The following is a 22988-nucleotide window of genomic DNA, read 5'->3' on the forward strand; positions in this document are numbered from 1 at the left end:
ATATATGTGGAGCAAACCGTGGAGTTATAAAGAAGGGTTGGCGATTGGCGCAGGATTACTGATAATAGGCATATTGCTGCAAATGACAGTGGGTGCTATTAACTGGGATTTGTTTGCCTGTCCGGTCAACGTGATTGTGCTGCTGGTTTATATCGTTGCCTTGATAGCCATGCACCTTCTTCGTAAACGTGTGTATTTATTCAGTTGGTTAAGCCATTATTCCGCTGCCGTCTCCGCTTTGTTGTGGGTGGTCGGCATGACGGTAGTTATGGGACTTATCCGGCAAGCTCCTTCCGGTCATGCTCCAAATGCTTCAACGGATTTGCTGGGATTCTCACAGATGATTGCATCCTGGCCTTTCGTTCTGCTTTACTTTTGGATGGTCACTGCATTGGGACTGACGATACTTCGTGCCAGCTTTCCTTTTAAGTGGAGACGACTTTCGTTCCTTCTCAATCATATCGGATTATTCGTCGCGTTGATAGCGGCCACTTTAGGAAACGCCGATATGCAACGGTTGAAAATGACAACCCGCATGGGCAATGCCGAATGGCGGGCTACTGACGATAAAGGTCAACTGATTGAACTTCCATTGGCTATCGAACTCAAGGATTTTACTATCGACGAATATCCTCCAAAACTGATGCTGATTGACAACGAAACCGGGCGTACGCTTCCCGAAAAATCTCCTGAACATGTATTGCTGGAAGAGGGAGTGATAAAGGGAACATTACAAGACTGGCAATTGACAATTGAACAATCTATCCCGATGGCAGCTTCTGTAGCTACTGAAGATACTGTGAAGTTTATAGAATTTCATTCGATGGGAGCAACTTATGCTGTTTACCTGAAAGCTTTCAATCAGGAGAATCAAACAACCAAAGAAGGTTGGGTAAGCTGTGGCAGTTTCCTCTTTCCTTATAAGGCAATCCGGCTGGATTCTTTAACCAGTCTTGTGATGCCGGAACGGGAACCGCAGCGGTTTGCATCGGAAGTGAAAATCTATACACAAGAAGGAACGATAACGGAAGGCACCATTGAAGTGAACCGTCCGATGGAGATAGAAGGATGGAAAATCTATCAACTTAGCTACGATGAGACAAAAGGACGATGGAGTGATGTCAGTGTCTTCGAACTGGTTCGCGATCCGTGGCTACCGTTCGTTTACGCAGGAATTATAATGATGATGGCAGGAGCTGTCTGCTTGTTCGTCAGTGCACAAAAGAGAAAAGAGGAGGACAAAGCATGAATTGGGAGTACTTTATATTATTTGCAATAGCTGCACTGGTTTGTTGGGCTTTAGGAGCTTTTGCTGCCTGGAAAGGAACAAAACCGGGATGGGCTTATGGATTTACTTTCTTAGGGTTGGCTATTTTTTTCAGCTTCATTATCGGAATGTGGATTTCATTGGAACGTCCTCCGATGCGAACTATGGGAGAGACCCGGCTGTGGTATTCTTTCTTCCTTCCGTTGGCGGGATTGATAACCTACGTACGTTGGAAGTATAAATGGATTCTTAGTTTCAGTTGCATCCTTTCGTTCGTCTTTATCTGTATCAATATCTTCAAACCGGAGATTCACAATAAAACATTGATGCCTGCTTTGCAAAGTCCGTGGTTTGCTCCTCATGTCATTGTGTATATGTTTGCTTACGCTATGTTGGGAGCGGCGACGGTGATAGCTGTTTATCTGCTTTGGTTCAAGAAGAAAAAGATTGAACGGAAAGAAATGGATTTGTGCGATAACCTCACTTATGTAGGTCTGGCATTTATGACATTAGGTATGCTTACAGGAGCTATCTGGGCGAAAGAAGCTTGGGGACACTACTGGGCTTGGGACCCGAAAGAAACATGGGCGGCAGCGACTTGGTTTGCTTATCTGGCATATATTCATTTCAGATTGGGAAAGCCATTAAAGGCACGTCCGGCATTGGTTATTTTATTGGTCTCTTTTGTCTTATTACAAATGTGTTGGTATGGAATCAATTATCTTCCGTCCGCACAAGGAGTCAGTGTACATACGTATAATTTAAATTGAAATATCAAATCATTTAAACTGCACTATCAATGAAAACATTTTATTGGTCATTCTTGCTTATGCTATTGCCAAGCATGGCATACACACAAAACACTGAGAAAGAGAATGAATTTACGATGTCTATGCAAATCAGACCTCGTGCAGAGTATCGGAACGGTGCCTTGACTCCACGGGATGAAGGGGTGGCTCCTACGTCCTTCATCAATAACCGCGCGCGTTTGTCGATGGATTATAAACGTTCGGATCTGGAACTGAAGATGTCGGCACAGCATGTAGGTGTCTGGGGACAGGACCCGCAGATTGAAAAGAACGGGCGTTTTATGCTGAATGAGGCTTGGGCAAAGATGAACTTTGGCGAAGGATTCTTTGCCCAACTGGGACGTCAGTCGTTGATTTATGATGATGAACGTATTTTGGGAGGATTGGACTGGAATGTAGCGGGTCGTTACCACGATGCGTTGAAGCTGGGGTATGCCAACAAAAATAATGAAGTGCATTTGATTCTTGCTTTTAATCAGAATAATGACAATAGAACAAGCGGAGGCACTTACTATGATTCTTCTACGGGACAGCCTTATAAGAATATGCAAACCGTTTGGTATCACTATAAGGCGGACAATGTTCCGTTCGGGGCTTCTTTATTGTTTATGAACTTGGGATTGGAAACGGGCGATAAAGCTACGGATGATTCTCACACCCGTTACTTACAAACAATGGGAACCTACCTCACTTATAAGAACAGTAACTGGAATCTGGATGGTGCTTTCTACTATCAGATGGGTAAGAATAAAACTGCTGATAAAGTTTCAGCTTTGATGGGAAGCATACAGGCTGCTTATACGTTTGACCATACATGGGGAGCTGTGGCTAGCTTTGATTATCTAAGTGGTGATAAGGGAAATGGCGGTAAGTACAAAGCTTTCGATCCTCTTTATGGAACTCATCATAAATTCTATGGAGCAATGGATTATTTTTATGCTTCCACCTTTGCGAACGGTTATGCCCCTGGATTGATGGATGCCCGTATCGGAGGTCGTTTCCGTGCTTCTGCCAAAGTGGATATGGAGCTTAATTATCACTACTTTAGTACAGCCGTAAAGGTTCAGGACTTGAAGAAATATTTAGGATCGGAAGTCGATTATCAGATAAACTGGTCGATCATGAAAGATGTGAAACTCTCTGCCGGATATTCTTTTATGCGTGGCACGAAGACGATGGACGCTGTGAAAACCGGCAATCATAAAAGCTGGCAGGATTGGGGATGGTTATCGTTGAATATCAATCCGAAGATATTGTTTGTGAAATGGTAAATCTAAAGGAATAGATAGAATTTAAATAAAGAGAGAGTTTTTGAAAGGCTTTGAATTTATAAAATCATCCTTACCACAGTATATCTGAAGTGAGGATGATTTTTTGTTTTAACCACTTCTTGATAGCTACACTCTTATTGTTACGTCTGTTGTTACGGATATTTTTCTAAATACGTCGTTACAGGTACTTCTCTAAAGTTGTTTTATCTAAAATCTCGATTCGTTTTCCTTCCATGATGACGAGTCCTTCTTTCATCATCTTATTGATTTCTTTAGATAGAGCAGGGCGTGACACATTTAAATATTCGGCGAGCTGGGATTGGGTGTGCATGATATCTACTACTAACGAGTCTTTTTTCTTATGTTCGTATAGATAGACAATGAACCTTTCCCGTACGGTTTTGCGTGAAAGAGGCTTCAGACGGGATACAGTACAGATGTTACAATTACCTGCGATACAAAGAAAATTATGAAGAACTTGTGGGTCTTGACTAATTACTTTGAAGGTTGAATCTTTGGTTGCCATAAGTATCACACTGTCCTCAAGAGCAGTGAAAGTAGCCGGCAAAGTATTGTTCGAATTAAAAAGATGAGGAGTGGCGAAGGTACGTGGAGCGATAATGTATTCAATCATCACCTCATTACCTAATCCGTCAATAATATCTGTACGTAGTTTTCCTTCCAAAAGTACAAATAACTTGTTGCAGGGTGTTCCTTGTGTAACGACTATCTCTTTTTTATTAGCCGCATAGATTACAAAATCCAGCTTTTCCAATAAGGACTCTTTGATGTTTAAAGGTAAATCCCTGAATAAGGGGATTTGAAACAGCTTTTCTTTATGTGAGTCGGTCAGTTGTATTTTTTTCATTGTATCATGTTGTCTGTATCACGGGCAAAGATATAAATTATATATTAGTGAAAGAAACTTTCAGAACTATTTGTAGAATAACTATATACAAGAAAGTTGTTAAAACGAATGTAAAATATAGAATCTGTAATTATGGTATCTTTCTCTGTAATTTATCTACATGCAGGATACCTTTATTTGTCTATTTTTGCAACATGAATCATTGATAAAAAGAATTCTGAAAATAAAAAGTAATAAAAGAAAGTTATGGCTAAAAAAGTTTTGATAATTTCGTCCAGTCCACGTAAAGGTGGTAATTCGGATTTGCTTTGTGATGAATTTATGAAAGGTGCTATCGAGGCGGGCAATGAAGTAGAGAAGATTTTTCTGAAAGACAAAACGGTTCATCCTTGTACGGGATGTAGTGTTTGCAGTATGTACGGTAAACCCTGTCCACAGAAGGATGATGCAGCGGAAATCGTGGAGAAGATGATTGCTGCCGATGTAATTGTAATGGCAACTCCTGTTTATTTCTATACCATGTCCGGGCAGATGAAGATTATGATTGACCGTTGTTGCGCACGTTATACGGAAATAACTAATAAGGAATTTTATTTCATTATTGCGGCAGCAGAAAACGATAAAGCAATGATGGAGCGTACTATCGACGGCTTCCGTGGCTTCCTCGATTGCTTGGAAGGACCACAGGAAAAAGGGACGGTCTATGGAATCGGTGCATGGAAAGTAGGAGAGATTAAAGATACTCCCTACATGCAGGAAGCATATAATATGGGAAAAATGGTGTAACTGTTTGTTTTCCATATTAAAGATATTCATAAAGAATATGATAAATGGATTTGTTCGAATATTTGAGATATCGTTTCGAACTTAACTTTTAAAACCTGACGGGAAATCTGGAAAAGACGGTTATGTTTTCCAGATTTTCCCCTTTTTACGATTACTTAATTGACTGGATTGCTTGTTCTGCCACAGAATTATTATAATTTTGTGGCAGAACTTTTTATTTTGTATAATTCGTTTGATAACTAACTAAGTATCATGGGCTATAAAATAACGACTCTTGTGGAGAATTGTGTCTATGGACGTAAATTGCAGGCAGAACATGGTCTTTCTCTATATATCGAGACTCAAGAACATAGATTACTTTTCGATACGGGAGCATCCGACTTGTTTATCCGTAACGCCCGCTTGTTGCATATTGACTTGCAAAAAGTCGATTATTTGATATTATCTCATGGTCATAGCGATCATACGGGTGGACTACGTTATTTTTTGGAATTGAATACGCAGGCAACCGTTGTTTGTAAGTGTGAGGTTTTTTCTCCTAAATTCAAGGATGAACGTGAGAACGGGATGATGCATACACAAAACCTCGATCGTTCCCGTTTCCGCTTTATTACAGAGCAGACCGAGCTGCTTCCCGGAGTTTTCCTTTTTCCCTCTATTGATATTATAAATCAGGAAGATACCCATTTTGAACGTTTTTGGGTTCAGCAAGAAGATGGATGCAAAATACCGGATACTTTTCAGGATGAATTGGCGATGGTATTGGTGGAACCGGAAGGATTTTCTGTATTAAGTGCCTGTTCTCATCGGGGAATAACCAATATTTTGCGTACGGTTCAGGCTGCCTTTCCCGAATCTCCTTGTAAGTTACTTCTGGGAGGTTTTCATATCCATAATGCGGAAAAACAAAAATATCAGGTCATTGCAGATTATTTACAGGAATATCTTCCCCGACAGATTGGCGTTTGTCATTGTACGGGAGTGGATAAATATGCCTTCTTTTACAAAGACTTTGGTGACAGCACATTTTATAATTACACGGGAAAACTAATTCAAACCGATTTATCGGAATAAATTTATAATAATTTGATATGAAGAAACTAATAACTTCTTTAGCGCTGGTACTATCAGCATTATCCAGCTATGCAATTACTCCTTTGTGGATGCGTGATGCACGTATTTCACCGGATGGATCAGAAATTGTTTTTTGTTACAAGGGTGACATTTATAAAGTCCCTGCACAAGGAGGAACAGCTGTTCAACTCACCACACAAACCTCTTATGAAGCCAATCCGGTTTGGTCGCCCGATGGCAAGCAAATTGCGTTTGCCAGTGACCGGAATGGAAATTTTGATTTGTTCATTATGCCTGCTGACGGAGGTGCCGCCCGGCGGTTGACCTACCATTCTGCATCAGAAATACCGTCAACTTTTACTCCGGATGGAAAGTATGTCTTTTTCTCTGCCTCTATACAGGATCCGGCAAGCAGTGCCCTGTTTCCTACAGGAGCAATGACGGAATTATATAAAGTTCCTGTTGCCGGCGGACGTACCGAGCAAGTGCTGGGCACTCCTGCCGAACTGGTCTGTTTTGATAAAACAGGGAAGAACTTTCTTTATCAGGATCGTAAAGGTTTTGAGGATGAATGGAGAAAGCATCATACTTCTTCCATTACGAGAGATATTTGGTTATATAATACCCAAACGGGAAAACATACGAACCTGACAAACCGGGGAGGAGAGGACCGTAATCCTGTGTATGCACCTGATGGTAATGCTATCTATTTTTTAAGTGAGCGTGATGGAGGTTCCTTCAATGTGTATACTTTCTCTTTGAATACTCCACAGGAAGTGAAAGCTATGACTACTTTCAAAACTCACCCGGTACGTTTTTTGTCTGTCAGCGATAAAGGTACCTTATGTTATACCTATGATGGTGAGTTATACACACAGAAGTCTGGTGCACGTCCGGAAAAAGTAAAAGTAGAACTTGTTCGTGATGATGAACAGCAGCTTGCTACACTTAAATTCTCGCAGGGAGCAACTTCCGCTTCTGTATCTCCGGACGGTAAACAAATTGCTTTTATTGTACGTGGTGATGTGTTTGTGACTTCAACTGATTATGCTACCACCAAGCAAATCACAAATACTCCGGCAAAAGAAGCTGCCGTTTCTTTTGCTCCGGACAACCGGACACTGGTTTATGCCAGCGAGCGAACCGGTAACTGGCAACTTTATACCGCCAAAATAAGTCGTAAGGAAGACCCGAATTTCCCTAATGCCACTCTTATTGAAGAGGAAGTATTATTACCGTCTAAAACGGTAGAACGTACTTATCCGCAATATTCACCGGACGGTAAAGAATTGGCTTTTATCGAAGACCGTAATCGTTTGATGGTACTCAATTTGAAAACAAAAAAGGTACGTCAGGTAACGGATGGTTCTACATGGTATAACACCGGAGGAGGATTCGATTACGAATGGTCGCCTGATGGTAAATGGTTCACTCTTGAATTTATAGGCAACCGTCACGATCCTTATTCGGATGTAGGCATTGTCAGCGCACAGGGAGGGGCAATTACTAATCTGACAAATAGTGGATATATCAGTGGTGCTCCGCGTTGGGTACTCGATGGGAATGCTATTCTTTTCCAAACCGAGCGCTATGGTATGCGTGCGCACGCTTCCTGGGGATCGCAGCAAGATGTGATGTTGGTGTTTCTCAATCAGGATGCTTATGATCGTTACCGTTTGAGTAAGGAAGATTTCGAATTACTCAAGGAATTTGAAAAGGAACAGAAGAAGGCAAAGGAGAAAGACGATGAGAAGACGAAAGACGCAAAGAAGTCTAAAGCGGAAAAAGCAGATAAAGGAAATGTTAACAAGGGAAAGGCCGATAAAAGCAAGGCCGACAAGGAAAAGAGCAAAGTAGATAGCAGCAAAGACAGTAATCAGGATGAGTCTGCTGATGATAAGGCAGATCAGAAAGAGCTACTTGTCGAGCTGAACGGCATTGAAGACCGTATCGTACGTCTGACTCCCAATTCATCCGACTTGGGTAGTGCCATACTTTCAAAAGACGGGGAAGATCTTTACTATTTCTCTGCGTTCGAAGATGGATATGACCTTTGGAAAATGAATCTCCGTGAAAAAGATACGAAGCGTCTGCACAAACTCAATACCGGTTGGGCATCGTTGATGTTGGACAAAAAAGGAGATGTCTTTTTGTTGGGAAGCCGGATTATGCAAAAGATGGATGCTAAGTCGGATGCGTTGAAGTCCATCAGCTATCAGGCTGAAATGAAAATGGATTTGGCTGCCGAACGTGAAACGATGTTTGACCATGTGTACAAACAGCATCAAAAACGCTTCTACAATGTCAATATGCACGGGGTTGACTGGGATGCTATGACTAATGCTTATCGTAAGTTCCTGCCTCATATTGATAACAATTATGACTTTGCAGAATTATTGAGTGAGTGGTTGGGTGAGCTGAATGTTTCACATACCGGAGGACGTTATTCTCCCAAAGGAAAAGGAGATGTCACTTCTAATCTCGGACTCTTGTTCGACTGGAATTATCAGGGAAAAGGAATGCAGATTGCCGAAGTAATAGAAAAAGGTCCGTTCGATCATTCACGTACCAAAGTAAAGGCTGGTTGCATCATTGAAAAGATTAATGGAGAAGAGATAACTCTCGATAATGACATAACCTGCTTGCTGAATAATAAAGCAGGGAAGAAAACATTGATTTCAATCTACAATCCACAAAGTAAAGAGCGTTGGGAAGAAGTGGTGATGCCGGTCACCAACGGGCAACTGAATGGATTGTTATACAAACGTTGGGTAAAACAACGTGCGGCAGATGTTGAAAAATGGTCGAAAGGACGTTTGGGATATGTTCATATTCAGTCGATGGGAGATGACAGCTTCCGTACTGTATACTCGGACATTCTGGGAAAATATAACAACTGCGAAGGCATTGTGATTGATACCCGTTTCAACGGTGGTGGCCGTCTGCATGAAGATATTGAAATACTGTTCAGTGGTCAGAAATACTTCACACAGGTGGTACGCGGACGTGAAGCCTGTGATATGCCGAGTCGTCGTTGGAACAAACCTTCCATTATGCTGCAATGTGAAGCTAACTACTCGAATGCACACGGAACTCCGTGGGTATATAAACATCAAAAGATTGGCAAACTTGTCGGTATGCCTGTTCCGGGTACTATGACAAGTGTGTCTTGGGAAACTTTACAAGATCCTTCACTGGTTTTTGGTATTCCTATCGTCGGTTATCGTTTGCCTGACGGCAGTTATTTGGAAAATACCCAATTGGAACCGGATGTAAAGGTTGCCAATAATCCGGAAACAGTAGTCAAAGGAGAGGATACCCAACTAAAGGTGGCTGTGGATGAACTTTTGAAAGAGATAGATAGTCAGAAGAAGTAAATACGAGTATAATTATATCTAAAATAAAGAGTCGCTTCTTTGAAAGAATCAATCAGATTCTAACAGAGAAGCGACTTTCTTTTATAGTGATTTTCTTATATTGACCTTTTTATATGACTCCTTTCATAAGGCGTTTATTTTAAATAGATATAGGGCTTACTTCCAGACCGGCAGTAATCTATGGAGGGTTTTTCTAGTCATTATCTTCTGATTCAGGAAGCTGACGATATACCCCGTTATACAAGCGGCAATGAGTGATCCTTCTCGTACTCCCTGAATACCTTGAGTCAGCAGGAGCGAGAGAATCACGGCTAATGTAACTAAAGTAATATCAAAATAAACTTTGAACTTTCCAAATTCCTTGTTATAATGGCGGGATGCATATTTCACAAATGCTTCTGCACTCATCATGGCTACTCTTGGTTTCAGTTCAAGCACTACTCCGATAGACTGTACCATGCATCCTGTAAGTAATAAAGCAATCGACATACCATAATTAGCGGGATGCAGTTCGCTTGTCAGCATCATATTGAAATCGATGAATGCCGAAAAGATAAAAGAGAACGGTAGTTGAAGAAGAATTTCAATAAGATCCTGTCGGGTTCTATTCTTTCGGATTAACCAGAACTGTCCCAGGATAAGCACCATGTTGATGATAAATGTGCAAGTACCCAACGATAAAGGACTATTCAGGCTTAATACATAATTGATGCTCGATATGGGAGTAGTTCCCAATGTCGAGCGTATAATCAACACGATACCTGCCGCTAAAAAATAGAGTCCGATAACAAACACTAAATACCTCTTAAAAATCTCTTTCATTTCCATGTCTTTTTAACCTCTTTCTATTGATTCCTTTCTCATGTATTGAAAAGGATATGCAAAGGTCCTGTTTTTTACTCTGAAATAGATTATCTAATTCCATACAGTTTTTGTCATATCCGAAACAAATCGTATTTTTACGTCATAAAATAAAGGTGTAAATGGTAAAATCTCGTATATTTGATAATACACAACTATTGAAGGAGCATCCTGAACTTCCTCATTATAAAGAGGAGGTAGTCTGTTTCCGGAGTGAATATAAAGACAGAAGTTATCCGGCAAATGAATGTTATTTCAATCGGGAGCTTTATATGATATTCGTTCTTGAAGGCCGTTCGGAAATTCTACTGAATGGAGAGTTTATTGCGATAGAACCGAATATGTTACTTATTCATGGAGCAAATTATCTCACGGAACATCTTTATTCAAGTCGGGATATTAAATTTATCACTCTCGCCCTTTCTGAATCTATGCGGACGGACGATTCATATCTGACACAAATCACGGCAATCCTGTTGGCAACCATGAGGCGGAATAAGCAATATACGATTCAGTTGACAGAGTATGAAGCTCAAATCATCCATAAGGAGCTGGAAGTATTGATGCATCTGATGAATATTGAACATCATTTCCTTTTCCGGCGTATACAGGCAGCGTGCAATTCTCTGTTTTTGGATATAGCAGATTTTCTTTCCCGAAAGACCGTTATCAAAAAGGAGATCAGTCGTAAAGACCACGTTCTGCAAGAATTTCATGCACTCGTTACCCGTAATTTCAGGGAAGAACATTTCGTGAGCTTTTATGCGGATAAACTGGCTATTAGTGAACAGTACCTGGCACGCATTGTACGTCTTGGAACAGGTAAGACTATCAATAGCCTTATTAATGAATTGTTAGTAATGGAAGCGCGTACTTTATTGACTTCTACCAAATTTACGGTTGGCGAGATTGCTACTAAACTGGGGTTTAGTGATGCAGCCGGTTTTTGTAAGTTCTTTAAAAGAAATGCGGGACAGACTCCGTTGAATTATCGGAAAGGATTATTGATTTGAACGGAAAGGATTGCTGAACTGAATGGGGAATTACTGAACTGAATAGGGAATATAATGAATTTAAATAATAAGTTGACTGATTTGAATGAAAATGGAAGTAGGTTGATGCAACTGTCCTTAAAGACCGTATACATCAACCTACCTGAATATATAGTGAATGGATTTGATTTTAACCGATCACTGCTGTGATATCTTCTACAATCTGTTCATCCGTCAGATGATTGGCACGGAGAAACTCCTGTATATCATATCGGTCAACAAATTCTTTTTTAGCTCCAAAGTTCAGAACTTTCATGTTTGTAGCACCATAATAACGGGCAATCTTTTCACCGAAACCGCCATCCAATACACCGTCTTCCAACGTAATCACTAATTCGTGATCTGCTTTCAGTTCATCCATCAGTTCGTTGTCTACACCGGTGATGTAACGTGGATTGATGAGTGTTGCATCAATATTGGCTTTTTCTTTCAGAAGTGATGCAACCGACTGTCCCAATCCATAGAACGAACCTAAAGCAAGAATGGCTACTTTCGATCCACGATGCGTCACTTTATAGCGATTGAGAACACTATAATCAGTCTCCACCGGTTCCCCACAAGTAATTACATCTGTTGCCGGCACACGGATAGCAACCGGGTGTTCATTTTGGCGGATACTCCATTCTAGCATAGCAAGATATTCCTCTTTGCAAGTCGGTGCCAGATAAACCATATTAGGAATATTGCTGATGAGCGGAATATCGAAGAAGCAGAGGTGAGTTACATCATTCATTCCGGACAGTGTTCCCCAGAATACCAACAAAACAGCCGGGTTATTATTGATACAGAGGTCTTGCGAAAGTTGATCGTATGAACGTTGGATAAATGTACTATACACTCCGTAAACAGGTTTTCCGCCATTGGCTGCGATACCCGAAGCAAGAGCTACTGCGTGTTCTTCTGCAATACCGACATCTACAAACTGTTTGCCAGCTTCCTTGCGGCGGTCCGGAGTGAATCCGAGAACGGCAGGAGTACCCGAAGTGATTGTCACCACACGAGAATCTTCTTTCATCTTTTTCAGCAGATATTGAGCGGTTACTTCGCTGTAATCTTCTTCCTCATAACTGACTTTTGCTTCTCCGGTTTCCGGATTGAATGGAGTGCGCCAGTGATAAGTCTCTTTATCTTGTTCGGCATGTGCATAACCTTTACCTTTTAAGGTATTAATATGCACTACTATCGGATGCTGAATATCTTTCACTTTGGAGAATGCTTCAATCAACGCCTGTACATCGTTACCGTCATTTACATATATATAGTCCAGTCCCATCGCCTTGAAGAAGTTACATTCGCACTGACCGTTACTGTCACGCAATTCTTTCAGGTTCTTATATAGTCCACCGTGATTTTCGGCAATAGACATCTGATTGTCATTGACAATAATAATCATGTTTGTACCAAGCTCCGCCATATAGTCCAATCCTTCAAATGCTTCGCCGCCACTTAAGGAACCGTCGCCTATCACAGCTATGATATTCTCATTGCCACCGATCAGGTCGCGTCCTTTTGCCAATCCGCTAGCCAGGCTGACGGAAGTGGAAGTATGACCGATAACAAAAAAATCATGCTTACTTTCTTGTGGTTCGGAATAACCGGATACGTTGTCATACTCTGCCGGATAGAGAAAAGCATCTTTCCGTCCGGTCAGCATCTTATGTACATAACTCTGATGCGATACATCAAAAACAATCTTGTCTTCTGGTGAGTTGAATACATAATGTAAAGCGATAGTCGCTTCCACCATTCCGAAATTAGGGCCGAAATGCCCGCCGTGTTCACTCAACTTTTGCAGGAGTGATGCACGGATTTCATTACTTAAATCATTGAGTTCTTTAAACGATAACTTCTTTACGTCTGCAGGAGAGTAAATATTTTCTAAATACATATCAATTTGTTTTTTACGTTTATACCTATTATCTTTATCACACTGCAAAGATACTGCTGATTTTAGATTCGGTTTGTATATAGATTACGGATTATTTTACCTATATTACCGACCTTGGAAAATAGGACTGACGATAAACATAAAAATAGTAGATAATATATATTGGAGGACAACATATATGAATAGTGATTATAAAGTGGGCGATTTAATTTATGATGCAAATATTTATGATGCGATGAATACTAATCTAGATGATTGGTACTTTTATAAGCGATGGCTGCCGGAAAACAAGGATGCCCGGATACTTGAACTTTGTTGTGGTACGGGCAGGCTCACTCTGCCCATTGCAAAGGAAGGATATGATATTACTGGGATTGATTATACCCCTTCAATGCTTGCCCAGGCAAAAATTAAAGCTTCCGAAGCAGGATTAGAAATAAGTTTTATCGAGGCAGATATCAGAACTTTGAATTTGCCGGAAAAATACGACTTTATCTTTATTCCGTTTAATTCAATTCATCATTTATATAAGAATGAAGATTTATTTAAGGTATTTAATGTCGTTAAGAATCACCTCAAAGACGGTGGCTTATTTCTGTTTGATTGTTTTAATCCGAATATCCAATATATAGTTGAAGGTGGAAAAGAGCAGAAAGAAATTGCTGCATATACAACCGATGACGGTAGAGAAGTATTGATAAAGCAGACTATGCGATATGAAAATAAAACTCAGATTAACCGTATCGAATGGCATTATTTTATCAATGGCAAGTTCAACTCTATTCAAAATCTGGATATGAGAATGTTCTTCCCTCAAGAGTTAGATTCATATTTGGAATGGAATGGTTTTCATATTAATCATAAGTATGGCGGATTTGAAGAAGAGGCATTTGACGATAATTCGGCAAAACAGATATTTATTTGTCAATGTGATTTAGTGTATTGAGATTTTATTAATAAATAAGTGAAAATGTAATTTGTCGGCAATCAGTATGGTAGCGTGGTTGCCTAAAGGCCTTTTGGGGCTGTCTTTATCCTTTTGAACTGGAAGTACTCATCAGAATTCTTTTTCAGTTTCGATTTTTCTCATTTTGTTTAATGATTCTTTAGTTACTTCTCGTAATAAATTTGGCGTTCGCTAAAGTAGGAAGTCTGACTTTGGCTTCCTTGGTTTTGATACTTACTTCATTTCCTTAAATAGGTTAGAATAGATATTATAGCAGATTGATAAAAAATAGAATCTGTAATTCGGGTAATAATGTCAGTAATTCATCTACATACAGTCTCTTTATTTCACCCTATTTTTGCAACGTAGAAAATAGATAATCAATTCTTTAATTATTAAAACACAAGAGATATGAAACGGATTTTATTATTAACAACTGTATTTATGATGATGCTTGGAACTAGTTTTTCTTCTGCACAGACAGATGCAGATAACTTTTATAAAAGTGATTTGGTAAGTGTGGAGAAAGTTTCTTTTTCCAACCAGTATAAAATGAAGGTAGCCGGAAATTTGTTTCTGCCTAAGAATATGAAAGAAGGGGACAAATACCCTGCAATCATTGTCGGACATCCAATGGGAGCTGTCAAGGAACAGAGCGCGAATCTTTACGCAACGAAAATGGCCGAACGGGGTTTTGTAACACTCTCCATAGACCTGTCTTTTTGGGGTGAGAGTGAAGGCGAACCGCGTAATGCTGTTCTGCCGGAAGTTTATGCGGAAGACTTTAGTGCCGCAGTTGATTTTTTAGGTACCCGTCCATTTGTTGACCGGAATCTGATTGGAGTAATCGGTATTTGCGGTAGTGGAAGTTTTGCTATCAGTGCAGCGAAAATAGACCCTCGCCTTAAAGCCATTGCGACAATCAGTATGTACAATATGGGTACGGCTAGCCGTAACGGGTTAAAACACTCATTGACATTGGAACAGAGAAAGCAAATAATGGCTGAAGCGGCAGAACAGCGTTATGCTGAATTTTTAGGTGGAGAAACTCAATATACAGGTGGCACCGTACATCAACTGACAGAAAAGTCCAGTCCGATTGAACGGGAGTTCTATGAGTTCTACCGTACACAAAGAGGAGAATTTACCCCCGACGGAGCAACTCCTATGACCACCACTCATCCTACACTTTCAAGCAATGTGAAATTTATGAATTTCTATCCTTTCGAAGATATTGAGACTATTTCACCCCGCCCTATGTTTTTCATCACCGGTGAAAATGCCCACTCACGTGAATTTAGTGAAGACGCTTACCGATTGGCCGCCGAACCTAAAGAACTGTATATAGTACCCGGCGCCGGACACGTAGACCTTTACGACCGTGTAAGCCTTATACCATTTGACAAGCTGGAATCTTTCTTCAAGGAGTATCTGAAGAAATAGTGATAACAGGAAGTGTAAATGTAACTTTTGAAATAACAGATTAAAGAATAAACTAATGGAACAAATAAGAAATAAAGAATATGGAGGCGAACGTCCTCTGTTCGCGACCCACGACCTTCAACTGGAAGATGTAACAATTCACGCCGGTGAATCTGCGTTGAAAGAATGTAGTAATATTATAGCAATCAACTGTCGCTTTGAAGGAAAATATCCTTTTTGGCATACCAACGGATTCATTGTGAAAAACTGTCTCTTTACAGAGGGAGCCCGTGCTGCTCTATGGTACTCTCAAAGTCTGCAAATGGCAGATACCTTGGTAGAAGCACCGAAGATGTTCCGTGAAATGGACGGAATAAAACTCGAAAACGTACAGTTGCCTAATGCTTTGGAAACGTTTTGGTATTGTCGTAATATAGATCTGAAGAACGTACAGATTGATAAAGCGGATTACCTTTTTATACACAGTGAGAATATTAAGATACAAAACTATGCCCAAAACGGGAACTATTCGTTCCAATATTGCAAGAATGTAGAAATCCGTAATGCAGTTATCAACTCCAAAGATGCTTTCTGGAATACGGAAAATGTGACAGTCTATGATTCCGAGCTGAACGGAGAATATCTGGGATGGCATTCTAAAAACTTACGTTTGGTAAATTGCAAGATTTCGGGGACTCAACCGCTTTGCTACGCACATGATCTGGTGATGGAAAATTGTACGATGGCGGAAGATGCTGACCTTGCTTTTGAAAACAGTAGTGTGAAGGCAACGATTAAAAGTCCCGTTCATAGCGTAAAAAATCCTCGTACGGGAAGTATTGTTGCCGAAAGTTTCGGAGCAATCATTTTGGACGAAAACCTTAAAGTGCCGGGAAATTGCGAATTGAAACTTTGGGACGATCTAACCTGTTTTAATTGAAATATGAAGTATAATTTCGATGAAATTATTCCACGCAGAGGAACGAATTCTTATAAATGGGATTCGGCTGAAGATGCGGATGTATTGCCGATGTGGGTAGCTGATATGGATTTCCGTACGGCTCCCCCTGTCGTGGAGGCATTGAAGAAACGGGTGGAACATGGGATTTTCGGTTATGTACGTGTACCTGATGCATACTACGAGGCTGTTGTAAATTGGTTTGCTCGACGGCATGCCTGGCGGATGGAAAAAGAGTGGATTATTTACACCACCGGTGTTGTGCCGGCAATATCTGCTGTTATTAAAGCATTGACACTGCCCGGAGATAAAGTAATGGTGCAGACACCTGTATATAACTGTTTTTTCTCCTCTATCCGTAATAACGGATGCGAGATGATTGCCAATCCTTTGGTATATAGAAACAGGGGCTATCAGATTGACTTAGATGATTTGGAGCGGAAAACTTTAGACCCGAAGGTCAAACTTCTGTTGTTATGCAATCCGCACAATCCTGCCGGAAGAGTGTGGAGCAAGCAAGAATTAAGGCGGATAGGTGAGATTTGTCTTCGAAATAATGTGTTTGTGGTTGCGGATGAAATTCATTGTGAATTGGTATTTCTGGGGCATGAATATACTCCTTTTGCTTCTATATCAGAAGAATTCCTACTGAACTCGGTCACTTTTGTTTCGCCTAGCAAAGCCTTTAATTTGGCAGGACTTCAGATAGCCAATATCATTTCTGCAGATGCCGATGTGCGGGTGCGGATAAATAAAGCGATTAATATGAATGAAGTCTGTGATGTGAATCCTTTTGGAGTGGAGGCGTTGATAGCTGCTTATAATGAGGGTGAAGAATGGCTGGAAGAACTTAAAATCTATTTGTTTGCGAATTACATCTATTTAAAAGGTTATTTCGAGACCTATCTTCCGGAATTTCCTGTAATGATGTTGGAAGGTACGTATTTAGTTTGGGTAGATTGTTCGGTTCTGCATCAGGCGTCAGAGGAAATAGTCAAAGACTTGTTGAAGAAAGAAAAACTTTGGGTGAACGAAGGCAGCTTGTATGGAGAGGCTGGTGAAGGATTTATCCGTATCAATATTGCCTGTCCGCGACAGCGGTTGATAGATGGATTAAACAGATTGAAGCGGGCTTTGAAATAATAAAATAATTGTCAGTTTATTGAGAAATCCCCCTTCTCACTCCCCGTAAATACGAATGAAAAGAAGTAATATGGAAAGTCTGAATTGTTCGAAAGGGAATACGGTAGGTATTGTTGTTGCCTATTTTCTCATTTATGTAGTCTGGGGCTCCACCTATTTTTTTATCGGTGTGGCCTTGAAAGACTTTTCGCCTTTCCTTCTCGGAGCACTCCGGTTTACGGCTGCCGGGATTATACTTCTGGGAATCTGTTATTTGCGGGGAGAACAAATTATAAAGAAAAGCTTGGTAAAACGTTCCGCCGTTAGTGGCATTGTATTGTTGTTTGTAGATATGGCTGTCGTTATGTTGGCGCAACGTTATCTGACCAGTAGCCTTGTAGCCATTATCGCTTCTTCCACGGCTCTTTGGATTTTGCTGTTGGATGTCCCGATGTGGCGTACTAATTTCCGTAATCCACTTACTATAATGGGAGGTTTGATTGGTTTCGGAGGGGTAGTGATGCTTTATGCAGAGCAACTCAATGTCAGATGGTTACATTCGTATAGTGAGCGTGGTATTCTGCTCCTTATTTTCGGGTGCATATCCTGGGCTTTGGGAACGCTATATGCCAAATATCGTTCTTCTCGTGAAGAAAAAGTGAATGCTTTTGCCGGTTCTGCCTGGCAGATGCTTTTTGCCAGTGGAATGTTTTGGCTTTGTGCTGTTATCAATGGAGATGTCCGGGAGGCCGATTTGCGTGAAGTCTCGGTTACAAGCTGGCTCTCCCTGCTTTATTTAGTCTCTTTCGGTTCTTTACTGGCATATTCGGCATACGTTTGGCTGTTGAAAGTGCGTCCGGCTGCGGAGGTAGGGACACATGCTTATGTCAATCCTTTTATTGCTGTTCTTTTAGGAGTCTTTTTAGGAAACGAACAGGTTACTTTTATTCAGGTTTCCGGTTTGCTGGTTATTCTGTTGGGAGTGATGTTGATAAGTCGGAAGCGTAAAGCGCAATAAATAGAAAACGATGTACATCTTATATCATTTCGATAATATAATTCCTTATATTTGTATCAGGATGAATAAACCAATAATTTGAGAAATGAAAACAGAAAAAGAAAAAATGTTGGCGGGAGAAGTTTATGATTGTGCTGATAATGAGTTACTGACCAGATGGCATAAAGCAAAGCAGCTTCAACAGGAGTATAATAATACTCTCACTACTGATGCAGGTAAAATTTCTGATTTATTAGATGAATTAATCGGTTCAAGGGGGGATAATGTCTGGATTAGTGCTCCTTTCTTTGTGGACTATGGTGAGAATATTTATATCGGGAAGAATGTAGAGATTAATATGAATTGCGTTTTTCTTGATTGTAACAAGATTGTTATCGGTGATAATTCGGGGATTGGGCCGGGAGTACATATTTATACTGTTTTTCATTCTACAAAGGCATTGGAAAGAACCTCTGAAAACAGTACTTTTTGGAAGTCACAGACAGCTCCGGTGATTATTGGCAATAATGTGTGGATTGGTGGAGGATGCATCATTCTTCCGGGAGTAACTATTGGCGATAATACAACTATTGGGGCAGGGAGCGTTGTCACAAAGTCTATTCCGGCCAATGTGCTGGCGGTTGGCAATCCGTGTAGAATCCTTAAACAGATAGAGGATTGACGCTTCTTTAATATTCGTATTATCTCGTCAGTAAAAAAGTCACTTGTAATGCTATGTTAAGCACTTCCCGTTCATAACGTAAAAAATACCAGAACGGGGAGTATTAGGGAGAAATGTGTTGATCTAATAATGACGCTATCTGTATTTAAAATGTCAGGTTTGCGTGCGGAATTTATTAGGAGTCATCCCGACAATTCGTTTAAACATTCGGCTAAGATGTTGTGGATACTGGAATCCGATTTCGTAGGCAATCTGACTCGTTGTTTTATCTGAAGACAAGAGTTGTTCTTTTGCCAGTTCAATCATTTTATCCTGAATATATTCGGAGACGGTTTTACCAGTTTGCTTACGAATCATATCGCCAAAGTAGTTGGGAGAAAGAAATACTTTGTCGGCAAAGTATTTGACCGATGGCAATCCTAAATGTTGCGGAGCATCTCCTTCAAAATATTCATTGAGCAGATGTTCGAAGCGGACGATAATATCATTGTTAACTTTGTTTCGGGTTTCAAACTGCCGTTCGTAAAAGCGCATACAGTAATCAAGCAGCAATCTGATATTGGTACAGATGAGGCGGCGACTGTGTCTGTCGATAGCATGGTTTAGTTCGATTACTATTTTTTGCAGGCAATCCATTACTATCTGTCGCTCTTCTTCAGAAAGATGGAGTGCTTCATTGGTTTCGTAAGAGAAGAATGAGTAGTTTTTTATTTCTTGTCCGAGGCTGGTGCCTCGTATGAGGTCGGGATGGAATAGGAGGCCGTGCGCATTGGGCTGAATATTTTGGATCAATTCCAAATCAGTAATTTGCCCGGGGCCAAAACAGACAATGGTTCCGTCTTGATAGTCATAATATTGACGACCGTATTTAATATCACCGCATTTTACATTCTTCAAGAATAGCGCATACACTTCATAGCGAAACCATGCGCGTGTAGGCCATGTGGTGGCCTTGGTGAGATCGATGATGCTGACCAACGGATGTTTGGTTTCAAGTCCGAATATTTCGTTATAACGATTCACGTTATCTATTACAATCATTTCGTCTTTATAATTCTCTTCCATAGCGTTGTCTGCTTTTAGTAGGTTACAAATATAATTCTTTTATCCATAAAATTAGTTCTCCATCTTCAAAATCCATGATTGGGGTATAAATATCCGTAAATCGTCTACATCCGGGGTGGATGATTCCCAGTAACTTTGTAATCGGTAATTTAATACTGAAATTCGAACTATCATAAGTTATCAAGATGAAAAAGTTACTGATTGCTTTTCTATTGTTTGCTGCCGCTATTTCGGCCAGCATCATTAAACCGGTTGAGCAGTTTGCCACCGAAAATAATAAAGTACGGTTGTCTCGCATAACAGTCGATTCGGCACGACTGGAAGAATATAATGCTTATCTGAAGGAAGAAATCGAAGCCTCCATGCGATTAGAACCAGGTGTGCTGGTACTCTATGCCGTAGCGGAGAAAGAACGTCCCCACCATGTGACAATTCTTGAAATTTATGTTGATGAAGCAGCTTATAAAAGCCATATTGCTACGTCTCATTTTCAGAAATATAAAAAAGGAACGCTTGATATGGTGCAGTCGCTCGAACTGGTAGATACCACTCCACTCATTCCCGGGCTGAAGATTAAGTAAATTGAATCAGTAATATTGGTTTCTATATCCGTAATTTGTATCATAAAGAGTTGGAACAGAATAGCTAACTTTGCATTATCAGAGAGTTCATAAATAATAAACCATACGTAGTTATATGAGAAAATTGTTTTTTATTATTGTAACAGCTATCGGAATGATGCAAATCCCGATGCAATCTATAAATGCACAGAATATGAAAAAAGAAGAAGTACCTCAAAACATCAGCGCATTTCCGGTAGGAAAAGCAAATACAGGATTCGAACAATATTTCACGGGTAGATCTTGGCTGGCACCGCTGACTGGTAACAAAGACTTGAATGTACCCATGTCCAACGTTACTTTTGAGCCTGGCTGCCGGAATAATTGGCACAGCCATACGGGTGGACAACTCCTGATTGCCGTCGGCGGTGTGGGATATTATCAGGAACGTGGTAAAGCGGCGCGTCGTTTGCTTCCCGGTGATGTGGTTGAAATTGCTCCAAACATAGAACACTGGCATGGCGCCGCTCCTGATAGTTGGTTCTCACACCTTGCTATCGGATGCAATCCGCAGACCAACCAGAATACATGGTTGGAACGAGTGGATGACCAACAGTATGCCGAAGCAACGAAAGGTAACGTAGCAATCGGACTGCAAGCTACCGATCCTGAATTGGACGATATATTTAGTAATTTTACAAAAGAAGTGCAAGAATACGGTGCACTGGACATTAAAACCCGTCTTATGGTAACATTGGCATCCAATATTGCTTCACAAGCGCAGGCCGAATACCGCATCACACTCGAAAGCGCACTTAATGAAGGCATTACTTCGATAGAAATAAAAGAAATCCTTTACCAGTCAGTAGCCTATGCGGGCATGGCTAAGGTCAGAGATTTTATCGGTATCACCAATGATATATTGCTCGCCCGTGGCGTGCGTCTTCCTTTGGAAGGACAATCGGTTGTATCATCCGAAACACGTTTCAATAAGGGACTGGAGTTGCAGAAATCCATATTTGGTGAACGGATAGAACAGATGCATAAGAACGCCCCTGACAATCAGAAGCACATCCAACGTTACCTCTCCGCCAACTGTTTCGGCGACTATCAGACACGTAGCGGACTGAATGTAAAGACCCGCGAACTGATTACATTCTCGATACTTGTTTCTTTAGGCGGCTGTGAATCGCAGGTAAAAAGTCACATACAGGGAAATGTCAACGTAGGGAATAATAAAGATACGTTGCTGGCAGTCGTAACGCAACTCTTGCCATTTATTGGTTATCCGCGCACACTCAATGCCATAGCCTGTCTGAACGAAGTGATTCCGGAAAAATAATAAAGACATTGATGCATCCCGAAAGATAACGATTAAAATCTATCCGGGACTTGACAAACGCTTTTTAATGTTGTATATTTGTAGTCCGGGAAAGTATGAAACGAATGATTACTAAATGAAAAAATAGACGGAATATGGATATGAAATGGATGGAAAATAGTATAATATTACAACGAACTTAGCTCATTCCCTTAGCTTATACTAGAGGATAAGGCAACAGATATAACCCAAAGGCTGCGAACTTTACAGAGTTCGCAGCCTTTTTTGTAACCTATTATTGAATATATTTATGCAAATTCAGATTTTAAAGTTTATAATAAACAGGGGGGACATTTATAATAAACGGTCACAGTATTTATTAATAACGCTCTTTATGTTTATGTGGTAGGTTGTTATCTTTTTTGTATAACCTTTCTCTAAAGGATAGAAACTTGTGCGGTTGTGATAATAATAATTGATATATTGACTGGGTAATTTAATTTTATAAAATATAGTTTCTTCACTATTCTTGTTACTCTATGTTATCTATCAGCTTTGTTTTGAAATGCACCTTGAATACCTGTTTTTATCTGTCGGAAACTTTGCAGGACGAGATAATAAAACCTCATATTTGATGATCGATTCACTGCAAGATTTGTTAT

General features: G+C 40.4%; 19 protein-coding genes. 15 read left to right on the plus strand and 4 right to left on the minus strand.

The features are described 5' to 3' along the window. The first annotated feature begins 4 nt into the window (after positions 1 to 4). The 3 genes from BSAG_RS18700 to BSAG_RS18690 are packed head-to-tail and all read left to right on the plus strand — an operon-like array spanning position 5 to position 3347. On the plus strand, positions 5 to 1249 hold the full coding sequence (locus tag BSAG_RS18700) for a cytochrome c biogenesis protein ResB (RefSeq protein ID WP_004317680.1): 1245 nt from the start codon (positions 5 to 7) through the stop codon (positions 1247 to 1249). After that, positions 1246 to 2037 (plus strand): cytochrome c biogenesis protein, encoded by a 792-nt coding sequence (locus tag BSAG_RS18695; protein ID WP_004317682.1) that lies wholly within the window; start codon positions 1246 to 1248, stop codon positions 2035 to 2037. The genes BSAG_RS18700 and BSAG_RS18695 overlap by 4 nt, the downstream gene beginning before the upstream one ends. A 29-nt stretch (positions 2038 to 2066) precedes the next feature. Beyond that, positions 2067 to 3347 (plus strand): alginate export family protein, encoded by a 1281-nt coding sequence (locus tag BSAG_RS18690; RefSeq protein ID WP_008771211.1) that lies wholly within the window; start codon positions 2067 to 2069, stop codon positions 3345 to 3347. A gap of 178 nt (positions 3348 to 3525) precedes the next feature. On the opposite strand, the gene BSAG_RS18685 is transcribed toward BSAG_RS18690, so the two are convergent. After that, positions 3526 to 4215, minus strand: a complete 690-nt coding sequence (locus tag BSAG_RS18685) for a Crp/Fnr family transcriptional regulator (protein ID WP_004317686.1) — start codon at positions 4213 to 4215, stop codon at positions 3526 to 3528. A 246-nt stretch (positions 4216 to 4461) separates the two neighbouring features. On the opposite strand from BSAG_RS18685, the gene BSAG_RS18680 reads away from it, so the two are divergent. The 3 genes from BSAG_RS18680 (at position 4462) to BSAG_RS18670 (ending at position 9452) form a co-directional block, all read left to right on the plus strand. Further along, positions 4462 to 5001, plus strand: coding sequence for a flavodoxin family protein (locus tag BSAG_RS18680; RefSeq protein ID WP_004317688.1), 540 nt, complete (start codon positions 4462 to 4464; stop codon positions 4999 to 5001). Between the two features lie 252 nt (positions 5002 to 5253). Further along, complete coding sequence (locus BSAG_RS18675; RefSeq protein ID WP_004317690.1) at positions 5254 to 6075, plus strand: MBL fold metallo-hydrolase; 822 nt, start codon at positions 5254 to 5256, stop codon at positions 6073 to 6075. Between the two features lie 17 nt (positions 6076 to 6092). Beyond that, positions 6093 to 9452 (plus strand): S41 family peptidase, encoded by a 3360-nt coding sequence (locus BSAG_RS18670; RefSeq protein WP_004317691.1) that lies wholly within the window; start codon positions 6093 to 6095, stop codon positions 9450 to 9452. Between the two features lie 156 nt (positions 9453 to 9608). Here BSAG_RS18670 and BSAG_RS18665 read toward each other — a convergent pair whose 3' ends face one another. Next, the gene (locus tag BSAG_RS18665; RefSeq protein WP_004317693.1) at positions 9609 to 10280 is read right to left on the minus strand and encodes a YczE/YyaS/YitT family protein; all 672 of its coding nucleotides are present in this window, start codon (positions 10278 to 10280) and stop codon (positions 9609 to 9611) included. 155 nt (positions 10281 to 10435) lie between these two features. On the opposite strand from BSAG_RS18665, the gene BSAG_RS18660 reads away from it, so the two are divergent. Further along, positions 10436 to 11326 (plus strand): helix-turn-helix domain-containing protein, encoded by an 891-nt coding sequence (locus BSAG_RS18660; protein ID WP_004317695.1) that lies wholly within the window; start codon positions 10436 to 10438, stop codon positions 11324 to 11326. Positions 11327 to 11495: 169 nt separating this feature from the next. On the opposite strand, the gene BSAG_RS18655 is transcribed toward BSAG_RS18660, so the two are convergent. Continuing rightward, positions 11496 to 13253 (minus strand): 1-deoxy-D-xylulose-5-phosphate synthase, encoded by a 1758-nt coding sequence (locus tag BSAG_RS18655; protein WP_004317697.1) that lies wholly within the window; start codon positions 13251 to 13253, stop codon positions 11496 to 11498. 178 nt (positions 13254 to 13431) lie between these two features. Here BSAG_RS18655 and BSAG_RS18650 point away from each other — a divergent pair, with 178 nt between their 5' ends. The 6 genes from BSAG_RS18650 (at position 13432) to BSAG_RS18625 (ending at position 19380) form a co-directional block, all read left to right on the plus strand. Continuing rightward, positions 13432 to 14199 (plus strand): class I SAM-dependent methyltransferase, encoded by a 768-nt coding sequence (locus BSAG_RS18650; RefSeq protein ID WP_004317699.1) that lies wholly within the window; start codon positions 13432 to 13434, stop codon positions 14197 to 14199. 411 nt (positions 14200 to 14610) lie between these two features. Beyond that, positions 14611 to 15642, plus strand: coding sequence for an alpha/beta hydrolase (locus tag BSAG_RS18645; RefSeq protein WP_004317701.1), 1032 nt, complete (start codon positions 14611 to 14613; stop codon positions 15640 to 15642). A gap of 55 nt (positions 15643 to 15697) precedes the next feature. Next, positions 15698 to 16561, plus strand: a complete 864-nt coding sequence (locus tag BSAG_RS18640; protein ID WP_004317703.1) for a DUF3737 family protein — start codon at positions 15698 to 15700, stop codon at positions 16559 to 16561. Positions 16562 to 16564: 3 nt separating this feature from the next. Further along, positions 16565 to 17722 (plus strand): MalY/PatB family protein, encoded by a 1158-nt coding sequence (locus BSAG_RS18635; protein WP_004317704.1) that lies wholly within the window; start codon positions 16565 to 16567, stop codon positions 17720 to 17722. A gap of 70 nt (positions 17723 to 17792) precedes the next feature. Further along, positions 17793 to 18719 carry an EamA family transporter gene (locus BSAG_RS18630; RefSeq protein ID WP_004317707.1) on the plus strand — a complete coding sequence of 309 codons (927 nt, stop codon included), beginning with the start codon at positions 17793 to 17795 and terminating at the stop codon, positions 18717 to 18719. An 85-nt stretch (positions 18720 to 18804) separates the two neighbouring features. After that, positions 18805 to 19380, plus strand: a complete 576-nt coding sequence (locus tag BSAG_RS18625; protein WP_004317709.1) for a sugar O-acetyltransferase — start codon at positions 18805 to 18807, stop codon at positions 19378 to 19380. Positions 19381 to 19533: 153 nt separating this feature from the next. Here BSAG_RS18625 and BSAG_RS18620 read toward each other — a convergent pair whose 3' ends face one another. After that, entirely contained in the window at positions 19534 to 20445 is a 912-nt protein-coding gene (locus BSAG_RS18620) for a helix-turn-helix domain-containing protein (RefSeq protein ID WP_008019676.1), read from the minus strand. Between the two features lie 185 nt (positions 20446 to 20630). Between BSAG_RS18620 and BSAG_RS18615 the strand changes: the two genes are divergently transcribed. Both BSAG_RS18615 and BSAG_RS18610 read left to right on the plus strand, forming a co-directional pair. After that, positions 20631 to 21026: a putative quinol monooxygenase gene (locus BSAG_RS18615; protein ID WP_004317713.1), complete on the plus strand. Its 396-nt coding sequence runs from the start codon at positions 20631 to 20633 to the stop codon at positions 21024 to 21026. A gap of 115 nt (positions 21027 to 21141) precedes the next feature. After that, positions 21142 to 22347: a cupin domain-containing carboxymuconolactone decarboxylase family protein gene (locus BSAG_RS18610; RefSeq protein WP_004317715.1), complete on the plus strand. Its 1206-nt coding sequence runs from the start codon at positions 21142 to 21144 to the stop codon at positions 22345 to 22347. Positions 22348 to 22988 lie beyond the last annotated feature (641 nt).

Source organism: Bacteroides sp. D1, from assembly GCF_000157095.2.
Classification (GTDB): Bacteria; Bacteroidota; Bacteroidia; order Bacteroidales; family Bacteroidaceae; genus Bacteroides; species Bacteroides xylanisolvens.